Annotated in this window: 14 protein-coding genes and 3 pseudogenes; 1 reads left to right on the forward strand and 16 read right to left on the reverse strand. The window is 59.1% G+C overall.

What is annotated here, in order from left to right; all coding sequences use genetic code 11:
• Positions 1 to 7: 7 nt before the first annotated feature.
• The 13 genes and pseudogenes from WGT02_RS11620 to WGT02_RS11680 all read right to left on the reverse strand — a co-directional run bounded on the left by WGT02_RS11620 (position 8) and on the right by WGT02_RS11680 (position 13356).
• On the reverse strand, positions 8 to 712 hold the full coding sequence (locus WGT02_RS11620; protein ID WP_024314857.1) for a DUF502 domain-containing protein: 705 nt from the start codon (positions 710 to 712) through the stop codon (positions 8 to 10).
• A 122-nt stretch (positions 713 to 834) separates the two neighbouring features.
• Complete coding sequence (glmS, locus tag WGT02_RS11625; RefSeq protein ID WP_208250421.1) at positions 835 to 2661, reverse strand: glutamine--fructose-6-phosphate transaminase (isomerizing); 1827 nt, start codon at positions 2659 to 2661, stop codon at positions 835 to 837.
• 105 nt (positions 2662 to 2766) lie between these two features.
• A complete protein-coding gene (glmU, locus tag WGT02_RS11630; protein WP_024314855.1) occupies positions 2767 to 4128 on the reverse strand; it encodes a bifunctional UDP-N-acetylglucosamine diphosphorylase/glucosamine-1-phosphate N-acetyltransferase GlmU in 1362 nt (453 codons plus the stop codon).
• Positions 4129 to 4209: 81 nt separating this feature from the next.
• A complete protein-coding gene (locus tag WGT02_RS11635; RefSeq protein ID WP_024314854.1) occupies positions 4210 to 4962 on the reverse strand; it encodes a FadR/GntR family transcriptional regulator in 753 nt (250 codons plus the stop codon).
• A 15-nt stretch (positions 4963 to 4977) separates the two neighbouring features.
• Positions 4978 to 5946 carry a galactofuranose ABC transporter, permease protein YjfF gene (yjfF, locus tag WGT02_RS11640; protein ID WP_024314853.1) on the reverse strand — a complete coding sequence of 323 codons (969 nt, stop codon included), beginning with the start codon at positions 5944 to 5946 and terminating at the stop codon, positions 4978 to 4980.
• On the reverse strand, positions 5943 to 6962 hold the full coding sequence (locus WGT02_RS11645) for an ABC transporter permease (RefSeq protein WP_024314852.1): 1020 nt from the start codon (positions 6960 to 6962) through the stop codon (positions 5943 to 5945). Before WGT02_RS11645 ends, yjfF begins: the two co-directional genes overlap by 4 nt.
• Positions 6959 to 8482: a galactofuranose ABC transporter, ATP-binding protein YtfR gene (gene ytfR, locus WGT02_RS11650; protein ID WP_208250420.1), complete on the reverse strand. Its 1524-nt coding sequence runs from the start codon at positions 8480 to 8482 to the stop codon at positions 6959 to 6961. Before ytfR ends, WGT02_RS11645 begins: the two co-directional genes overlap by 4 nt.
• Positions 8483 to 8603: 121 nt before the next feature.
• The gene (gene ytfQ, locus WGT02_RS11655) at positions 8604 to 9566 is read right to left on the reverse strand and encodes a galactofuranose ABC transporter, galactofuranose-binding protein YtfQ (protein ID WP_208250418.1); all 963 of its coding nucleotides are present in this window, start codon (positions 9564 to 9566) and stop codon (positions 8604 to 8606) included.
• Between the two features lie 146 nt (positions 9567 to 9712).
• A complete protein-coding gene (locus WGT02_RS11660) occupies positions 9713 to 10786 on the reverse strand; it encodes a BMP family ABC transporter substrate-binding protein (protein ID WP_208250416.1) in 1074 nt (357 codons plus the stop codon).
• Positions 10787 to 10836: 50 nt separating this feature from the next.
• A pseudogene (locus WGT02_RS11665) lies at positions 10837 to 11756 on the reverse strand (ABC transporter permease).
• Positions 11753 to 12838, reverse strand: a complete 1086-nt coding sequence (locus WGT02_RS11670) for an ABC transporter permease (protein WP_208250415.1) — start codon at positions 12836 to 12838, stop codon at positions 11753 to 11755. The pseudogene WGT02_RS11665 and the gene WGT02_RS11670 overlap by 4 nt, the downstream one beginning before the upstream one ends.
• Positions 12828 to 13040: pseudogene (locus WGT02_RS11675) on the reverse strand (ABC transporter ATP-binding protein); the annotation flags it as partial. The gene WGT02_RS11670 and the pseudogene WGT02_RS11675, both read right to left, overlap by 11 nt.
• Positions 13041 to 13071: 31 nt before the next feature.
• Positions 13072 to 13356 carry a LexA family transcriptional regulator gene (locus tag WGT02_RS11680; protein WP_225039569.1) on the reverse strand — a complete coding sequence of 95 codons (285 nt, stop codon included), beginning with the start codon at positions 13354 to 13356 and terminating at the stop codon, positions 13072 to 13074.
• A gap of 28 nt (positions 13357 to 13384) precedes the next feature.
• Between WGT02_RS11680 and WGT02_RS11685 the strand changes: the two genes are divergently transcribed.
• Positions 13385 to 14500, forward strand: a complete 1116-nt coding sequence (locus tag WGT02_RS11685) for an IS630 family transposase (protein WP_208245192.1) — start codon at positions 13385 to 13387, stop codon at positions 14498 to 14500.
• 14 nt (positions 14501 to 14514) lie between these two features.
• On the opposite strand, the pseudogene WGT02_RS11690 reads toward WGT02_RS11685, so the two are convergent.
• From WGT02_RS11690 to pcsA, 3 genes and pseudogenes are all read right to left on the reverse strand, one after another.
• Positions 14515 to 15882, reverse strand: a pseudogene (locus WGT02_RS11690) (ABC transporter ATP-binding protein); the annotation flags it as partial.
• 42 nt (positions 15883 to 15924) lie between these two features.
• Positions 15925 to 16905, reverse strand: a complete 981-nt coding sequence (locus WGT02_RS11695) for a quinone oxidoreductase (protein ID WP_208250413.1) — start codon at positions 16903 to 16905, stop codon at positions 15925 to 15927.
• 9 nt (positions 16906 to 16914) lie between these two features.
• Positions 16915 to 17643: a phosphatidylcholine synthase gene (gene pcsA, locus WGT02_RS11700; protein ID WP_208250411.1), complete on the reverse strand. Its 729-nt coding sequence runs from the start codon at positions 17641 to 17643 to the stop codon at positions 16915 to 16917.
• Positions 17644 to 17750 lie beyond the last annotated feature (107 nt).

Here is a 17750-nt window from a genome sequence, read left to right on the forward strand (position 1 = left end):
ACCAAAACTACATCTCGATAGGCGCCGGCAGCGGCTTGCGCGTTCGTTCTTGTTTCGCGATGCGCCCGGCAAGCTCTTCCGGTGTGACAAGGCCGCCGGAGATCAAGAGCTTTGCTGCATCCTCCGGTGACATATCGAGCGGAACAATCTTCTCGCGCGGCGTAAAGATCAGAAATCCGGCCGTCGGCACCGGCGTCGGCGGCAGGAACACGCAGACCATGTCCTGGCCCATCGCTTTGAACTTCGACGCAATCTCCCCCTTGGCATCCGTCGAAATGAAGACGAGCGCCCAGAGACCGGGGCTGGGATATTCGATTAGGCCGACCTTCTTGAAGGAGTTTGTTTTGTCCTTCAGCACCGTCTCGAAAATCTGCTTTACGCTCTGATAGATACTGCGCACGAGCGGTACGCGCTGCACAAGCGATTCGCTGAAATGAACGATGCTCTGGCCGATCAGGTTTTTGCCGAGGAAGCCGATAAGCGTGATCGCGATAAGCGCGATCAGCAGGCCGGAACCGGGCACAGCGAAATTCAGATAGTTGTCCGGGTCATAGCGCGCCGGCAGGTACGGCTTCACCCAGCTGTCTGCCCATCGCACGACCGACCATGTCAGCCACAGCGTAATCGCGATGGGCGCGCAAATGATAAGGCCCGCCAGGAAGTTGTTCCTGATGCGAGTGGCTATCGGCAATCGGGGCAGTTTTTCCGTCATCGCGTGCTGATGAACTCCGTTGAGCAGACCGGCTATCGGAAATCAGCTCCCCCATGCTTTCCTGATTGAAAAGCTGCCAGAAATTGCCAAGTCGCACAAGTCTTCAGGGGGCGACCAGCCGGTCACTCCACCGTGACCGACTTTGCCAGATTGCGCGGCTGATCGACATCCGTGCCCATGAAGACGGCCGTGTGATAGGCAAGCAGCTGGATCGGCAGTGAGAAGATCATCGGCGCGATGATCTCGTTGACATCAGGCAACACGATCGTCGCCATTGTTGGCAGCTTCGATGCGGCCGCGCCTGCCTCGTCGGTGATAAAGATGATGCGGCCGCCACGCGCTGCAACCTCCTGCATGTTCGACACTGTCTTGTCGAAGAAACGATCAAACGGCGCGATCACGATGACGGGCATGTTTTCGTCGATCAATGCTATCGGCCCGTGCTTCAGTTCGCCCGCTGCGTAACCCTCGGCATGGATGTAAGAAATTTCCTTGAGCTTGAGGGCCCCTTCCATCGCAAGCGGGAAGCTCGTGCCGCGACCGAGATAGAGAACATCGCGGCACTTCGACAATTCGCGCGACAAGCTTTCCATCTGCGGCTGGATGAGATTCAGTACGCGGCTCATAATGCGCGGCATTTCAGCGAGATGGCGCACCAGCTCCCTTTCCTGCTCCGCGCTGATCGTTCCCCTCGCCTTGCCGGCGCCGAGTGCCAGCGCCGCCAGGACGGCCAACTGGCAGGTGAATGCCTTGGTGGACGCAACGCCGATCTCTGGGCCCGCCATGATCGGGAAGATTGCATCCGACTCACGGGCAATCGTCGATTCCCTGACGTTGACCACAGCGCCGATCTTCAGCCCCTTGTCCTTGCAGTAACGCAGCGACGCCAGTGTGTCGGCGGTCTCCCCGGACTGCGAAATGAAAAGGGCGGCCTGCGAGGGCGACAGAGGCATTTCGCGATAGCGGAATTCGGATGCGACATCGATTTCGACAGGTAGACGCGCGTAGCGCTCGAACCAGTATTTGCCGACGAGGCCTGCGAGATATGCGGTTCCGCATGCGGAAATTGCCAGGCTGCTTGTAGCCTTGAAGTCGATCGCGTTGATGTTGTCACTGATCGTATTGCTGGCAAAGTCCATGTAGCGGCTGAGGGCATGCGAGATGACCTCCGGCTGCTCGTAAATCTCCTTTTCCATGAAGTGGCGGTGATTGCCCTTGTCCACTACATACGCAGTCGTCTGCGATATCTGCCGAGGGCGATGCACCTCGTTGCCCGAAAAGTCGAGGATTGTCGCACCGTCTCGCGTCAGCACGGCCCAATCGCCGTCGACCAGGTAGGTGATCTCGTTGGTAAAGGGAGAAAGCGCGATGGCATCCGAGCCGAGGAACATTTCGCCCGAGCCGTAGCCCACGGCAAGTGGCGGTCCGGAGCGCGCCGCCATGATCATGCTGGGGTCGTTCTGGAGCATGATTGCAAGCGCATAGGCGCCGGTTACCCGGTTCAGCATTTTGAGCATCGCGGCACGCGGCTCGATGCCGTGACGAAGATACTTCGCCATGAGATGGGCGACGACTTCGGTATCCGTCTGCGTCTCGAAAACGGCGCCTTCGGCAATCAACTCGTCTCGCAGCTCGGAGAAGTTTTCGATGATGCCGTTGTGGACGACCGCAACCCCCTCGACAAAGTGCGGATGCGCGTTGATCTCGTTGGGAACGCCATGAGTAGCCCAGCGCGTGTGCGCAATGCCGATTGTTCCCGGCAGAGGTTCGCCGTCGAGGCGCTTTTCGAGATTGAAGAGCTTGCCCTCGGCGCGACGCCGAGCCATTTCGCCGTTATGTATCGTGGCGACTCCCGCCGAGTCATAGCCGCGGTACTCAAGCCGCTTCAGTGCGTCAACAAGGCGCCCCGCAACCGGGTTGCTTCCTACGATTCCAACAATACCACACATGAAAGTCCCCAAAGCCTTCCGTTCCGAAGGCCACTCGTAACGATTTTGTCTTTTTTCTCAATGGCCTCGGCGGTCACTTTCGGTTTCCGCGCGTTACGCAGAGCCCTATGCCTTGGACTTGTTTGCAGCCTTGATAGCCAGTGCGCGTTCGCGCAGCACGGCGGCTCGGCCCGGCTTCAGTTCCTGGCGCGCCCTGCCAAAGGCGAGCGCATCGGCGGGTACATCCGCGGTGATGACACTGCCGGAGGCAATATAGGCATTGTCGCCAATGCTGACCGGCGCTACGAGCGATGAGTTCGATCCGATGAAGGTATTCGCCCCGATCAGCGTCTCGTGCTTGTTGACGCCGTCATAGTTGCAGGTAATCGTGCCTGCTCCAATGTTTGCCCCCGCTCCGACCTTCGCGTCGCCGATGTAGGTCAGGTGATTGACCTTGGCTCCCTCGCCGATCTTCGCGTTCTTGACCTCGCAGAAATTGCCGACTTTCGAGCCGTTGCCGAGATCGGCGCCCGGCCGCAGGCGAGCGAACGGGCCGACGGCCGCGGCGGTGCTGACATGCGCACCCTCAATGTGCGAGAACGCATGAATGATCGCGCCGCCATCGATTGTCGCACCGGGGCCGAACACGACGTTCGGTTCGATTAGGGCGTCCTGCCCAATCGCGGTATCGTAGGAAAGAAACACGGTCTCAGGAGCGATCATCGTGACCCCGGCGATCATCATCTCGTGGCGCCGGCGCTCTTGCCAGAGCCGCTCGATCACGGCGAGTTCCGCCCGATTGTTGCAGCCGGTCATTTCGATTTCGGGTGCGTCGACAGCCGTGACGCGGCCGCCGATGGAGCGGGCGATCTCCACTAGGTCCGTCAAATAGTACTCGCCTTTGGCATTGGCGTTGCCGATGCGGGATAGCAGATCGAGAGCCTTGCGGCCGTTGATTGCCATCAGGCCGCTGTTGCACCATTTCACGGCACGCTCGGCATCTGTCGCATCCCTTTCCTCGCGGATGGCGATCAGTTCGCCATCCTTGACGAGCACGCGGCCGTAGCCGGTCGGCCTGTCGGTGTGGAAGCCGATGACGACCACATCGCTGCCCTCGGCAAGGCCTTGACGTGCGGCCTTGAGCGGTCCCTCGGTCTGCAACGGTACATCGCCGTAGGTCACGATGATATCGTCATATCCGCGCGCGATGGCTTCGCGTGCTGCCAGCACCGCATGACCGGTGCCAAGCCGCTCCTTCTGCAGATATGTTTCGATCTCGACGTTTCCGACTTGGGCAGCCTTCGCCACTTCGTCGGCGTCGCGGCCCACGACGAGCGCGACCGATGAAATGTCGCTCTTTGCCACGGCATCCACGACATGCGCGATCATCGGGCGGTTCGCGATCGGGTGCAGCACCTTCGATTTCGACGACTTCATTCGCGTGCTGTCCCCCGCAGCGAGAATGATGGCGAGGCAAGTCCGTTCCATGATGTGCTCCGAGAATCCATTGGGTGCAGCCTTTGCTGCCTCATAGCAGCAAGACAAGGGCGGGACAAAGATCAAAATGGATCAGGCGGATGCCTTGGTTATCGCCGCATAGGCGTCGCGGACGTGATCGCGGCCATCGATGATCACGATCTCCATGGCTTTTCGGGCGCCATCGACGTCCCCGGCGACGATCGCCTCGACGATGCGCATATGCGTGTCCGCAATGTTCGAGAAGCCGTTCTGCGATGGCGGTGTACTAATGCGGAACATGCCGACCAGCGCGGCTTCGATCAGGCTGCCAAGCGTTCGCATGAAGGGGTTGTGAGATGCATCGGCTATTGCGAGGTGAAAATGCAGGTCGGCCAGCGCAAGGCTTTCGCTGGTGTGGCCCAGAGCGGCCATTTCCGTTGCCAGAGCTCGCAGATGCTCGATGTCGTCCTTGCTCGCCCGCTCGGCGGCGAGACCGGCGGCAAATGGCTCGAAAGCTAGCCGGATGTCGTAAAGCTGCAGCAGGAATTCTTCCGTCACGCCGCTGTCGAAATGCCAGGCTATGATCTCGCTGTCGAACATGTTCCAGAGGTTCTTCTCCGTCACGCGCGTGCCGACGCGGGCCTTGGCGACGATCATGCCTTTTGCGGCAAGCGTTTTCATCGTTTCGCGAAGGACGGTGCGTGAGACCTTGAAACGCTGTGCGAGTTCGGCGTCGCCGGGCAGGATGCTTCCAACAGGATAGGTTCCGGCAACGATCGCCCTGCCGAGCTCATCCACGACTTGTGCGTGGCTCGTTCGCGATTTGCGCGCTGTTTTTCCGGTCTCAAGCAATCTGTTACGCAACGAATACCTCCCCGCTCAGGCATACCTCTTATTCATACTGGAAAGGAAGAGAATAACCTTCTGCATTAGAATGAATGCAAAAAGCAAAAGGCCGATCAAGATCTTCGTCCACCAACTCGAGAGCGTCCCGTCGAAGGTGATGTAGGTCTGAATGAGGCCCTGTATCAGGATACCGATGAAGGTGCCTGCCACGAATCCCGCCCCTCCGGTCAACAGCGTCCCCCCAATGACGACTGCTGCGATCGCATCCAGCTCGACGCCGACTGCTGCCAGAGAATAACCGGCCGACGTATAGAGTGAAAAAACGATTCCGGATAGACCAGCAAGAAAGCCGGACAATGCATAGATCTGGATCGTGGTTCGCCCCACGGGAACGCCCATGAGCTGCGCCGTCTGTGGGCCGCCGCCGAGCGCGTAGACATTGGTACCGAAGCGCGTGCGATGCGCCAGGAATATGCCGGCGACAAAGACGAGAAGCATGACGCCGCCGATTAGCGTCAGCCGACCACCGCCCGGCATCCTGTAATAGAGGCTTGTCAGCGTCGTGTAGTAGTCGTGATTGATCGGAATGCTGTCGATCGACAGCACGAACGCCATGCCGCGTGCCAGGAACATGCCCGCGAGTGTCACGATGAAAGCCGGCATTTCCAGATAGTGAATGATCGCGCCCATTGCCGCACCGAAGGCGGTCGTGATGATTAGCACCAGGACAAACGCAACAAGCGGATGGATTGTGGTGTTCTGCAGGATGACGGCCAGGAACACGCCGGTGAAAGCGATGATCGAGCCGATCGATAGGTCAATGCCGCCCGAGATGATGACAAACGTCATGCCGACCGCTGCGATGCCGAGAAAGGCATTGTCAGTCAATAGGTTGCCGATCACGCGGGTAGACAGGATGTTAGGATACTGCAACGTGCAGATTGCATAGGAGAGAACGAAGATCACGACCGTTGCCAGCAGCGGAAGATATTTCGAGTTCATTGAATCTGCCCTTCCCCGACGCTGCTCGATCGCCGGCCTAGAACCACGGCCGCCGATTGAATTGCCGGCGACTGAATGACGAGGATCACGATGACGATCACCGCCTTGATGATCAGGTTGAACTCCGGCGGAAATCCTGAGAGCAAAATGCCGGTGTTCACAGCCTGAATGATCATTGCGCCGATCAGTGAGCCGAGGATGCTGAAGCGTCCGCCCAGCAGAGAGTTGCCGCCCACGACGACGGCCAAAATCGCGTCGAGTTCCAACCAGAGCCCAGCATTGTTTGCATCGGCGCCCTTGATATCGGCTGCGACGATGATTCCGGCGATCGAGGCGCAAAGGCTGCTCAACATATAAACGGCCATCAGCAGTACGGGCGTTCGCACGCCGGAAAGCATGCTTGCACGTCGATTAATGCCGGTTGCTTCGATCAGCATGCCAAGCGCCGTGCGCCTCACGAGCAGAATCACCAGGGCGCCCATGACCAGCCATATGATGACAGGCATGGGCAGGAATGCGAAGGAGCCGCTGCCAAGCGCGATCAACCCTTCATCGTTGAAGGTCATGATGACACCCTCGGTGATGAGCTGAGCAATCCCGCGTCCGGCAACCATCAGCACAAGCGTGGCGATGATCGGCTGGATGTTGAGTATGGCGACTAGAAGGCCGTTCCATACCCCGCAAAGCAGCCCGACTCCCACCGTTACCAGCAGCGTCATGACCAGCGAATGGCCGGACACGATGGATGAAGCGGCAACGGCGCCGCAGATCGCGATCACCGCGCCGACCGACAGATCGATCCCCTTGGTCGCAATCACGAGCGTCATGCCGACTGCCAACAAGGCAACAGGCGCGCCGCGGTTTAGCACATCTATCAGGCTGCCATAAAACCGATCGTTCTGAACAACAACATTAAAAAACTGCGGGAACATAATGAAATTTAATATGAGAATGACCGCAAGCGCGATGAGTTGCGGCGCCAACCGGATCAGCAGTGCGTTGAGCGACGACCTCATGCGTCCTCCGTCTTCTTTTGGGCGGCAGCGATGGCGTCGACGATGCGCGCGGTGTTGACATTGTCTCCCGTCAGTTCCGCGACATGCTCGCGATCGCGAAGGACCAAGATACGTGAGCTATAGGCGATAAGTTCTTCCAATTCCGAAGAAATAACGATCAGTGACATGCCCTTCGCGCAGAGATCTTCGATCAAGCGGATAATCTCGGCATGTGCGCCGACGTCGATGCCGCGGGTCGGCTCGTCGAGGATCAGGAAGTCCGGATTGGTGGCCAGCCAGCGCGCAAGAATCGCTTTCTGCTGATTGCCGCCTGACAGCAGACGTATCGGCTTCTCCCTGTCTGTCGTCCGGATGTCGAGCGCACTGATGTAGCGGTCGGCCAGGGCGTTTTGATCGGCGCGAGAAATCGGCCGGGCCCAGCCTCGCCGTGCTTGCAGCGCCAGGGCAATGTTCTCGCGAATGGAAAGGTCGCCGATGATCCCGTCCGTCTTGCGATCCTCCGGACAGAAACCGAAGCCGCTGCGGATGGCCGCACGCGGATTCGAGAGCGCAACCTGCTTACCGTCGACTTGTGCCGTTCCACCGTCAGCCTGCTCGATCCCGAAAAGCAACTCGGCAGTCTCCGTGCGGCCGGACCCGAGCAAGCCTGCAACGCCCACCACCTCGCCGACGCGGACCTCAAGGTTGAACGGCTTCACCTTGCCACGCTTGCCGTAGCCTTCGAACCTGTATTTGACCGGACCGGCTGTAACCGAATGCGCCCGCGCTGTTGCTTCGGCATTCGCCAATTCATGACCGAGCATCATCGAGATCAGGCTCTGGCGAGACAGCTCGGATGTTTCGCGAGTGCCGACCAATTTGCCATTTCTCAGCACTGTGATGCGATCACTGACCTCATAAACCTGCTCCAGGAAATGAGTAATAAAGACAATGCCAAGGCCGCGTTCTTTCAAGTCCCGCATGATACGAAAGAGCATCGCGACTTCCTGCGTGTCAAGGCTTGCAGTCGGCTCGTCGAGAATGAGGACTTTACCCGACAAATCGACAGCGCGCGCGATCGCCACGACCTGCTGCACTGCGACCGAAAACCGGTCGAGTTGCGCGGTCACATCGACGTCCATCCCGTATTGCTCAAGCAGTGCCCGCGCCTGCCGGTTCATCGCCCGTACATCGATCATGCCGAACCGCTTCGGCTGGCGCCCGAGGGATAGGTTCTCGGCGATGCTCAGATTGGGGAGGAGATTGACCTCCTGATACACCGTGCCGATGCCGAGCTTCTGGGCCGCGAGCGTATCGGACGGATTGATTTCGGCGCCATCGAGAGCAAGCCTGCCCTGATCGCGGTGATAGGCACCCGTAATGCATTTGATGAGCGTTGATTTTCCGGCACCGTTTTCGCCCAGAAGCGCATGCACCTCGCCCTTGCGCAGCGAGAAATCGACCTTGTCGAGCGCAATGGCGCCCGGGAAGAATTTCGATATCCCGGAGGCGGTTAGAACGTTCTCGAAATCGTGAATCATGAAAGCGGCTTTTCCTGATGTGGACCGACAATGCCGCGCCGTGGACGGACATGAAGTCCCGACTGGCATTCGGCAGTTCCGCACCGGCCCATGATGGACCGGTGCGGTTCCAGCGTCAAAATCAGTAGCCGAGGTTCTTCTTCGACTCGTAGACCTTCATCGGATCGTCAGCCGGCGTATAGAGCTTCGATTCCGTCTGGATCCACTTCGGCGGGCCCTTCTTGTCTTTCAGGTATGCATCGAGCACGTCGAATGCGGGACCTGCCATGTTCGGCGTCAGCTCCACGGTCGCGTTCGCCTCTCCGGCTGCCATGGCCTTGAAGATATCAGGAACCGCGTCGATAGAGACGACGAGAATGTCCTTGCCCGGCTTCAGACCGGCTTCCTTGATCGCCTGAATGCCGCCCACGGCCATGTCGTCGTTGTGAGCGTAGAGGGCGCAGATATCCTTGCCGCCGTTTTCAGCTTTCAGGAAGCTTTCCATGACTTCCTTGCCCTTAGTGCGGGTGAAGTCGCCGGTCTGGCTGCGAACGATCTTGAAGTTTGCCTTGCCCGCGATGGCTTCCTCGAAGCCCTTCTTGCGGGCGATGGCTGGCGAAGAACCGGTCGTGCCCTGAAGCTCGACGATGTTGCAAGCCTTGTCGCCAACGGTCTTTACAAGCCAGTCGCCGGCAACCTTGCCCTCATGAACCTGATCTGAGGTGACAGCGGTCAGGTAGAGGTCTTCAGGCGCCTTGATCGTTCGGTCGAGCAGGATCACCGGGATTTCGGACTCCTTCGCTTCTTTTAGAACGGCGTCCCAGCCGGTTTCTACGACCGGCGCCAGGAAGATGGCGTTGACGCCCTGCGCGATGAAGGAGCGGATCGCCTTGATCTGGTTTTCCTGCTTCTGCTGCGCGTCAGCAAACTTCAGGTCCACGCCACGCTTCTTGGCCAGTTCCTTCGTGACGGTGGTTTCGGCAGCGCGCCAGCCAGATTCGGAGCCGATCTGCGAAAAGCCCACAACGAGCTCTGCAGCCGATGCCGAGCCGAACATGCAGGCAGCCAGAACCGTGGCACCCAAGAGTGCGGTCTTCAATTTCATGATTTCCTCCCAAAGCCGCCTCTCGCGGCACGCATAGGAAAAAATCATATAGTATTACTTTTGTAAATGCACTTTTTAGTATGCGATGCAGCAAAAAAGGCGCTCGAAACGAGCGCCTTTTCGCATGTGCTAATTGCTGGCCGAAATCACTTCGGCAGCTTGTCGTCTACGCCTTCGACGTAGAAGTTCATGCCAAGCAGCGTGCCGTCGTCAGCCTTCTCGCCGGCCTTGAGCCAGGGAGTACCGTCCTGCTTGTTGATCGGGCCGGTGAAGGGATGCAATTCGCCCGACTTGATCTTGGCTTCGGTTTCCTGAGCCATCTTCTTCACGTCATCAGGCATATTGGTGTAGTCGGCCATCTTGAGGATGCCGTCCTTCAGACCATCCCAGCTCTGCTCGGACTTCCAGGTGCCGTCAAGCAGCGCGTGAACGCGCTTGGAGTAGTAGTTGCCCCAGGTGTCGACAATTGCCGTCAGCTGGGCCTTCGGACCGGCTGCGATCATGTCGGAGGCCTGACCGAACGCATGAATGCCGCGTTCCTCAGCAACCTGCATCGGAGCGGTGGTATCCGTGTGCTGCGTCAGTACGTCGACGCCCTGGTCGACCATGGCTTTTGCGGCATCGGCTTCCTTGCCCGGGTCGAACCAGGTGTTCACCCAGATGACCTTCAGCTTGAAGTCGGGATCGATTGAGCGGGCGCCCTGCTCGAAGGCGTTGATGCCCATGACAACTTCCGGAATCGGGAAGGAGGCGATGTAGGCGGCGCCGTGGTTCTTCGATGTCTTGGCTGCGATCTGACCGAGGATGTAACGGCCTTCATAGAAGCGCGAGTTGTAGGTCGCGAGATTCGGGCCGGATTTGTAGCCGGTACCATGCTCGAACTTCACGTTCGGGAACTTCGCTGCGACCTTTACGGTGGCGTCCATGAAGCCGAAGGACGTCGTGAAGATCAGCTTGCAGCCCGAACGGGCGAGACGCTCGATGGCACGCTCGGCGTCGGGGCCTTCCGGCACGTTCTCAAGGTAAGGCGTGTCGATCTTGTCGCCGAATTCCTTCTGGATCTGCTGGCGACCGAGATCGTGAGCCTGCGAATAGCCGCCGTCGGTGTGTGATCCGACATAGACGAAGCAGACTTTGGTCTTGTCCGCAGCCTGCGCCACGGAGCCGAGGCTCAGGACGGCGGCAGCCGATGCGGCAAGTGCAAGTGCTGGTTTTTTCATGATAACCCCTGTTGGTTTGAAGCTTCCGGAAACGCGTCTCATTCTTTTGTTTAGCGCTCCGGCACGAACGGTTTTCCCAGCGACGCGGGCGTGTTGATCAACGTCGTACGCCGATTATGAGAAATGATGACAAGAACCACAATAGTCGCTGCATAGGGCAGCATTGACAGGAACTGAGCCGGGATACCGACGCCGAAAGCCTGGGCGTGAAGCTGCAGGATCGTCACAGCGCCAAACAGATAGCCGCCGGCAAAAACCCGCCATGGACGCCAGGATGCGAAGACGACGAGTGCGAGCGTGATCCAACCGCGGCCGGAAGACATGTTCTCCACCCATTGCGGCGTGTAGACGAGAGAAAGCTGCGCTCCCGCTAGTCCCGCGCAGGCGCCACCGAACATGACCGCGAGGTAGCGCGTACGGATAACACTGATGCCGAGAGCATGGGCCGAGCCGTGACTATCGCCGATTGCGCGCAGCTTCAGGCCGGTGCGGCTGCGGAACAGGAACCAGCTCACGCCAAACATCAATGCGAGCGACAGATAAAAGGTCAGGTCCTGACGGAACAGCACAGATCCGAGAGCGGAATGTCGGAAAGGTAAGGGACGACGATTGGCGCTAGGCGAACGCCAGGTACGCTCACAAAGCCTTCCCCCAGCATTCCCGAAACGCCAAGTCCGAGGATGGTTAGCGCCAAGCCGGTTGCGACTTGGTTGGCAACCAGCGTCAGAGTGAGAAAGCCGAAGAGCAGCGAGAACAGCGCGCCGGCGACAATTCCGCCCAGCAGCCCGATATAGGGAGAGCCGGTCATTTGCGCGCTCGCGAAGGCTGCAACAGCCCCCATGATCATCATGCCTTCGACGCCGAGATTGAGAACGCCGGACCGCTCGGCGACGAGTTCGCCAAGCGCGGCAATGACCAGCGGCGTGGACGCAGTAATGACGGTCAGCAGAATCGCTTCGAAGATGCTCATGCAACGCCTCCCCGGACTCGCGACCAGATGATGCGGATCTTGTAATAGATGAGGGTGTCACACGAGAGCACGAAGAAGAGCAGCAATCCCTGGAAGACGCGGGTCACCTTATCGGACACGCCGAGCGACAGCTGCGCAGCCTCGCCGCCGAGGTAGGTCAGCGCGAGCACAAGGCCGGATGCGACGATACCGAGTGGATTCAGCCGTCCGAGAAACGCGACGATGATCGCCGTGAAGCCATAGCCGGGAGAAATCGCAGGCTGTAGATGTCCGATCGATCCGGAGACTTCCGAAATGCCGGCAAGTCCGGCAAGCGCCCCCGAGAATAGAAAGCTGAACCAGATCATCTTCTTCGACGAAAAGCCGGCGAAGCGTCCTGCCCGTTCGGACTGTCCGAGAACGACGATCTCAAACCCTCTCAGCGTATACTTGAGCATGAACCAAACGAGAATCGCCGCGACAATCGCAAAAACGAAGGCCCAATGGGCGCGGCCGGATTCTTCCCAGATCGCCGGCAGCGTAGCTTCCGGCGCAAACGGCACGCTTTCTGGAAAGTTGAAGCCCTGAGGATTGCGCCAGGCGCCGCGGATCAGCCAATCGAGGAAGAGCTGTGCGATATAAACGAGCATCAGGCTCGTCAGTATTTCGTTGGTATTGAAATGCGCCTTCAGCAGCGCTGGAATGGCCGCAAACAAAGCGCCGCCGATCGCGCCCATGATGAGCATCAAGGGCAGCACCATCGGCGAATGCCACTCGGTGAACAGGATCGGCAGAATGGAGCCCGTGATCGCGCCGATCGTAAACTGTCCCTCGGCGCCGATATTCCAGTTGTTGGAGCGATAGCAGACGGCCAGCCCGACGCCAATCATGATCAGCGGCGCTGCCTTCACCGCAAGTTCGTGCAGCGACCAGACTTCCAGCAACGGCTCAAGGAAAAACGCGTCCAGTGCCTCGATCGGGTCCTTGCCTAGAATGGCAAACATGATCGCCCCGGCGAGCAGCGTCAGCAGCAATGCCAGCAAAGGCGACACGAAGCCATAGAGCTTCGATGCTTGCGGCCGCTTTTCTAGTTCAATGCGCATTGGCGGTCTCCGACGCGGTCTTGCTTTCGTGCAGACCGCCCATCAAAAGACCAATCTTCTCACGTGACAGTTCTCCCGCCGGGAAAGGTTGCGAAAGCCGCCCCTCAGAAATCACGGCAATCTCCGTTGCGACCTCGAATATTTCGTCAAGGTCCTGGCTGATGACGACGACTGCCGAGCCGTTGCGCGCCAGATCGACTAGTACCGCGCCACAGAGATTATGACGGGTTGGGTTATCGTAGAATGGGCAAGTCTTCTGGTGGGATGAGAAGTTGGATGCTGCGTGCTGCGCCTGGCACGCGGGATATAAATCCTGCCTTCTCGAGGGTCAGCACCATCTGGTGAACAGACGGAGCCGTAACGGCGAAGTGGCGACGCATGTCGGCTTCGGCCGGAGGCTGTTTGAAGATGCGGCTGTAGGCGTAGATGAAGGCCAGGTACTGGCCTTGGACTTGCGTAAGGCCATGTCTTGCCGTTGCGGCTTGCGGGTCAAGTGAGGGACTCATTTTCGGATTCATCTGCGTCTCCGCGCTGAAGGAGGTGTCGATGAATATAAAGTTTCACGTAGAGCTTAGCCAATCGGAACGTGATCAACTGGCCGTTTTGTTGAGCGGGGGACGCCATGCGTCGCGCAAGATCAAGCGCGCCCAGATCCTGGTGGCGGCGGACGAAGGCTTCAGCGACGAGGTGATCGCGGCAACCTTGAACGTCAGCGGATCGACGATTTACCGGACCAAGCGCCGGTTTGTGGAAGCCAATCTGGAAGGCGCGCTCAGTGAAGAACCGCGCCCGGGTGTTGAGCGCAAGCTATCGAGCAAGGAGGAGGCGCTGTTGGTGGCGACCGCCTGCTCAAAGCCGCCGCCCGGGCGAGCCCGCTGGACCCTGGAGCTTCTGGCCGATGAGATGGTCCGACTCACCGATCATGACGAGTTGTCCTCGGAGACCGTACGTCGCCGGCTGGCTGAGAATCATCTCAAACCTTGGCGCAAAGACATGTGGTGCATCCCAAAGCTCGATGGGGAATACGTCGCGCGCATGGAGGATGTTCTCGACCTCTACGCAGAGACGCCTGATCCACAAAGGCCCGTGGTCTGCTTCGACGAGAGCCCGACCCAACTCATCGGCGAAGTGCGCGAGCCCATTGCGGCCAAGCCTGGCCAGCTTGAACGCTACGACTGCGAGTATCGCCGAAACGGCACGGTCAATCTGTTTGTCTTCATGGACGCCCACCAGCCCTGGCGCAGGGTGAAGGTCACCGATCGGCGAACCAACCAAGACTTCGCCCAGTGCATGCGCGAACTGGTCGACGTCGATTATCCCGACGCCCCGATCATCCGCGTGGTGATGGACAACCTCTCCACCCATTCCGCCGGGGCGCTTTACGACGCATTTCCAGCCCCGGAGGCTCGAAGGGTGCTGAAGCGACTGGAGTTCCACCACACGCCCAAGCACGCCAGTTGGCTCAACATGGTCGAGATCGAGATCGGTGTCCTGCGCAGCCAATGCCTCGACCGTCGTATCGACAATAAAGACACCATAATCGCCGAAGTCGCAGCCTGGGAGCAGCAACGCAACGCTAATGGCGCAAAGATCCAATGGATGTTCACAACCGAAAAAGCCCGCCAAAAGCTCCGCAAAGCTTACCCCGTCAAAGAGTCATAATCTCTGTGGCGCGGCACTAGTGCCTGACGAATGCGGCTCGCCGCTCCCGCGTCGACGCCCCATGTCGGTTGATTGACGACGAGAACCGCTGGTTGGCGGTCAAGCTCGCGGCCAACGATGAACTTCTGCAGGTTTCCCCCGGAAAGCGAGCCTGCCGCCGGGTCCTCGCCGCTCTTGCGCACATCCATCGCGTCGGCGATCCGCTTGGTCGCGGTCTTGACCGCGCCGCGGCGGATCACCTTGAGAAAAGCGCCGCCAAGAAAGGTTCTGCGGTCGGATTGGCTGCGTGCCAGCACGAGATTGTCGGAGAGCTTCATGGCCGAAACGGCCGCGTGGCCGTGGCGTTCTTCCGGCACAAAGCCGGCGCCAAGGAGGCGCCGAGCTGTGATGCCCTGGGTACCGACGGCTTTCTTGCGGATCGTGATCGCGTCCGGCGAACTCACTGGATATTCTCCCGAAAGAGCGTCGAAGAGTTCGCCCTGTCCATTGCCGGCAACACCCGCGATCGCCAGGATCTCGCCGGAACGGACGGCCAGAGACACCTCCCTGAGTGGCATTGCGAAGGGAGTGCGTGCAGCAACGGAAAGATTGGTGACCGAAAGCTGCACATCGCCCTTGTTGCCGCGGTCGGGATGCGTAACCGTCGCGACGTCGCTGCCAACCATCATGCGGGCAAGAGAAGCCGGCGTCTCCTGACGTGGATCGCAAGCGCCCGTGACCCTGCCGTTGCGCAGCACGGTCGCGCGATCACAGATGCGCTGCACCTCCTCCAGCCGATGGCTGATGTAGAGGACCGATTTGCCCTCCGCCTTCAGCTTGAAAAGTGTTTCGAAAAGTCTGTCGGCCTCCTGCGGCGTCAGCACCGATGTCGGCTCGTCGAGGATGATGAGCTTGGGATTTTGCAGCAGCGCGCGCACAATCTCGATGCGTTGGCGTTCGCCGACGGAAAGATCAGCGACGTGGACATGGGGGTCGAGCGGCAGGCCATAGGCGCGCGAGAGCGCCCTTGCCTCTTCCGCGATCCTGCCGATCGGAATGCTGTCATCGAGCGAAAGCGCGATGTTTTCAGCGACCGTCAACGCCTCGAAGAGCGAGAAATGCTGAAAGACCATGCCGATGCCGAGCATGCGGGCGTCGCCTGGCGAACCGATCGAAACCGGTTGGCCTTCCCACAGGATGTTGCCCTCGGTCGGCTCGAGCACGCCGAACAGCATCTTGACGAGCGTCGATTTGCCGGCGCCGTTTTCACCAAGGAGAGCATGGATTTCGCCGGGGGCGATATCGAGGTCGATGTGGTCGCAGGCAGCAAAGCTGCCGAAAAGTTTCGTCAGTTGCTGGACCGACAGTAACGCACCGGAACCCGGCACATCAGATAACGACACGTTCCCCTCATTTCTCTCTGCCGACCGTGCCCGTTCGGGTCATTATGGGATCAGCAGCGTAGTTCCGGTAGTTTTTCTGGATTCGAGATCCATGTGAGCCCGCCCGACGTCACGCAATGGATAGGTTTGGTTGATACTGATACGCACTTTGTTGCTCAAAACAACATCAAATAACGCGTTTGCACAATTGGTTAGCTCTTCGCGTGTGGCGATGTATGTGAAAAGTGTGGGCCGCGTTGCAAAGAGCGATCCTTTCTGTGCGAGCATGGCGAGCGTGAAGTTCTCGATCGGCCCCGAGGACTGGCCGAATGAGACGAACATACCGAGCCGTCTCAGGCAATCCAGCGATTGCGGAAACGTGTCGCGGCCGATCGAGTCATAGACGACGTGGACGCCAGCGCCACCGGTGATTTCGCGCACACGCTCTGCGAAATTCTCGGTATTGTAGTTGATGACGTGATCGTAGCCATGCTCGAGTGCAAAACGCACCTTGCTGTCCGACCCCGCGGTGCCGATCACGGTTGCGCCGAGCGCTTTGGCCCATTGGCCGGCAATGAGACCGACGCCGCCGGCTGCCGCGTGGAATAGAACCGCAGTACCCGGTCCAACCTTGTACGTCCGGGTGAGCAGATATTGCGCGGTCATCCCCTTCAGCATCATCGAGGCTGCAGTTTCTAGCGGAATTCCGTCCGGGACCTTGACGACGTGCTTCGTTTCGATGTTTCGCTCGACGCTGTAGGCGCCGTCCGAGCCCGCGTAGGCGACGCGATCGCCAATCTTCAAATCTTCAACGCCAGGTCCGACCGCGGTTACGGTGCCGGCCGCTTCCTTGCCCGTCACGAAAGGCAGATGCGGCGCCTCGTAGAGGCCGGTCCGGAAGTAGACATCGATGAAATTGAGGCCGATGGCAGCGTGTTTGATCTGGACTTCTCCTGCACCGGGTGGCGGCAGGTTGATATCGATATATTCGAGAACTTCGGGTCCGCCGGTCTTTCTGAATGAGACCGCCTGCGTCTTTGCCATCGCCTTCTCCTAATCGCGGCGTCCAAGCGCCGGGAAGAACTGCAGCACGGCGCCGATGCAGTAGAGGTAGATACCGCTGAGGATAAAGAGGACAAGCGCCCATTGCGGGACGACGAAATGCATCAGAAGCGCATACATTCCGAGCGCCGACCATACGAAGAAGACGCCGAGGTTGAGCGGCCGCAGGCGCTCGACCCGGACGGGGTGGAGAAAATTGATCGGAAGGAAGGTGAGGATGACGGAAACGATGACGACGGCAAGTGCTGTGATCGCGCTGGCATCGATCACGAAGAGCGTAAAGACGATCATGTTCCAGACCACCGGGAAGCCCGAGAAGAAGTACTCGTCCGTTTTCATGCCGGTATCAGCGTAGTAGATTGCGCTCGATACGACGATCATGCCTGCCGCCGCGAAGGACCATGGTTCGCCGATCATGCCGCTCTGATAGAGCGCAAAGGCTGGCAGCAGGACATAGGTCACATAGTCTATGATATTGTCGAGTGTATCACCCGACCAGTTTGGCAGCACTTCCTTGACACTGACCTTGCGGGCGATCGGTCCATCAATGCCGTCAACGAGAAGTGCAAGGCCGAGCCACCAGAACATGTCGATGAAACGATGTTCGCCAGCAGCGACCACGCCGAGAAACGCTAGGAAGGAGCCGGACGCCGTCAGAATATGGACCGAAAATGCGCGCATCTCTGCGTAAGGTACGCGCTTGTAATTGAAAATCTTCATGTTTCCCCGAGCAGCCTATGGCGTCCACGCCCGGCAGGCGCGGTTTTTGCCTAATATGCATCCTTTGCTTCGCTTCGCCAGCGCAAAAGCGACGAAGCGTCGCAAGG

Origin of the sequence: Rhizobium sp. T1470 (genome assembly GCF_042140505.1) — a bacterium.
GTDB lineage: Bacteria > Pseudomonadota > Alphaproteobacteria > Rhizobiales > Rhizobiaceae > Rhizobium > Rhizobium favelukesii.

Excerpts from the sequence above, each read along its gene's own strand:
- WGT02_RS11695 (WP_208250413.1), bottom strand. The coding sequence starts at position 16,905 with ATGGCAAAGACGCAGGCGGTCTCATTCAGAAAGACCGGCGGACCCGAA.
- WGT02_RS11645 (WP_024314852.1), bottom strand. The coding sequence starts at position 6,962 with ATGAGGTCGTCGCTCAACGCACTGCTGATCCGGTTGGCGCCGCAACTC.
- WGT02_RS11620 (WP_024314857.1), bottom strand. The coding sequence starts at position 712 with ATGACGGAAAAACTGCCCCGATTGCCGATAGCCACTCGCATCAGGAAC.
- glmS (WP_208250421.1), bottom strand. The coding sequence starts at position 2,661 with ATGTGTGGTATTGTTGGAATCGTAGGAAGCAACCCGGTTGCGGGGCGC.
- pcsA (WP_208250411.1), bottom strand. The coding sequence starts at position 17,643 with ATGAAGATTTTCAATTACAAGCGCGTACCTTACGCAGAGATGCGCGCA.
- glmU (WP_024314855.1), bottom strand. The coding sequence starts at position 4,128 with ATGGAACGGACTTGCCTCGCCATCATTCTCGCTGCGGGGGACAGCACG.
- WGT02_RS11680 (WP_225039569.1), bottom strand. The coding sequence starts at position 13,356 with ATGAATCCGAAAATGAGTCCCTCACTTGACCCGCAAGCCGCAACGGCA.
- WGT02_RS11670 (WP_208250415.1), bottom strand. The coding sequence starts at position 12,838 with ATGCGCATTGAACTAGAAAAGCGGCCGCAAGCATCGAAGCTCTATGGC.
- ytfR (WP_208250420.1), bottom strand. The coding sequence starts at position 8,482 with ATGATTCACGATTTCGAGAACGTTCTAACCGCCTCCGGGATATCGAAA.
- WGT02_RS11660 (WP_208250416.1), bottom strand. The coding sequence starts at position 10,786 with ATGAAAAAACCAGCACTTGCACTTGCCGCATCGGCTGCCGCCGTCCTG.
- ytfQ (WP_208250418.1), bottom strand. The coding sequence starts at position 9,566 with ATGAAATTGAAGACCGCACTCTTGGGTGCCACGGTTCTGGCTGCCTGC.
- yjfF (WP_024314853.1), bottom strand. The coding sequence starts at position 5,946 with ATGAACTCGAAATATCTTCCGCTGCTGGCAACGGTCGTGATCTTCGTT.
- WGT02_RS11685 (WP_208245192.1), top strand. The coding sequence starts at position 13,385 with ATGAATATAAAGTTTCACGTAGAGCTTAGCCAATCGGAACGTGATCAA.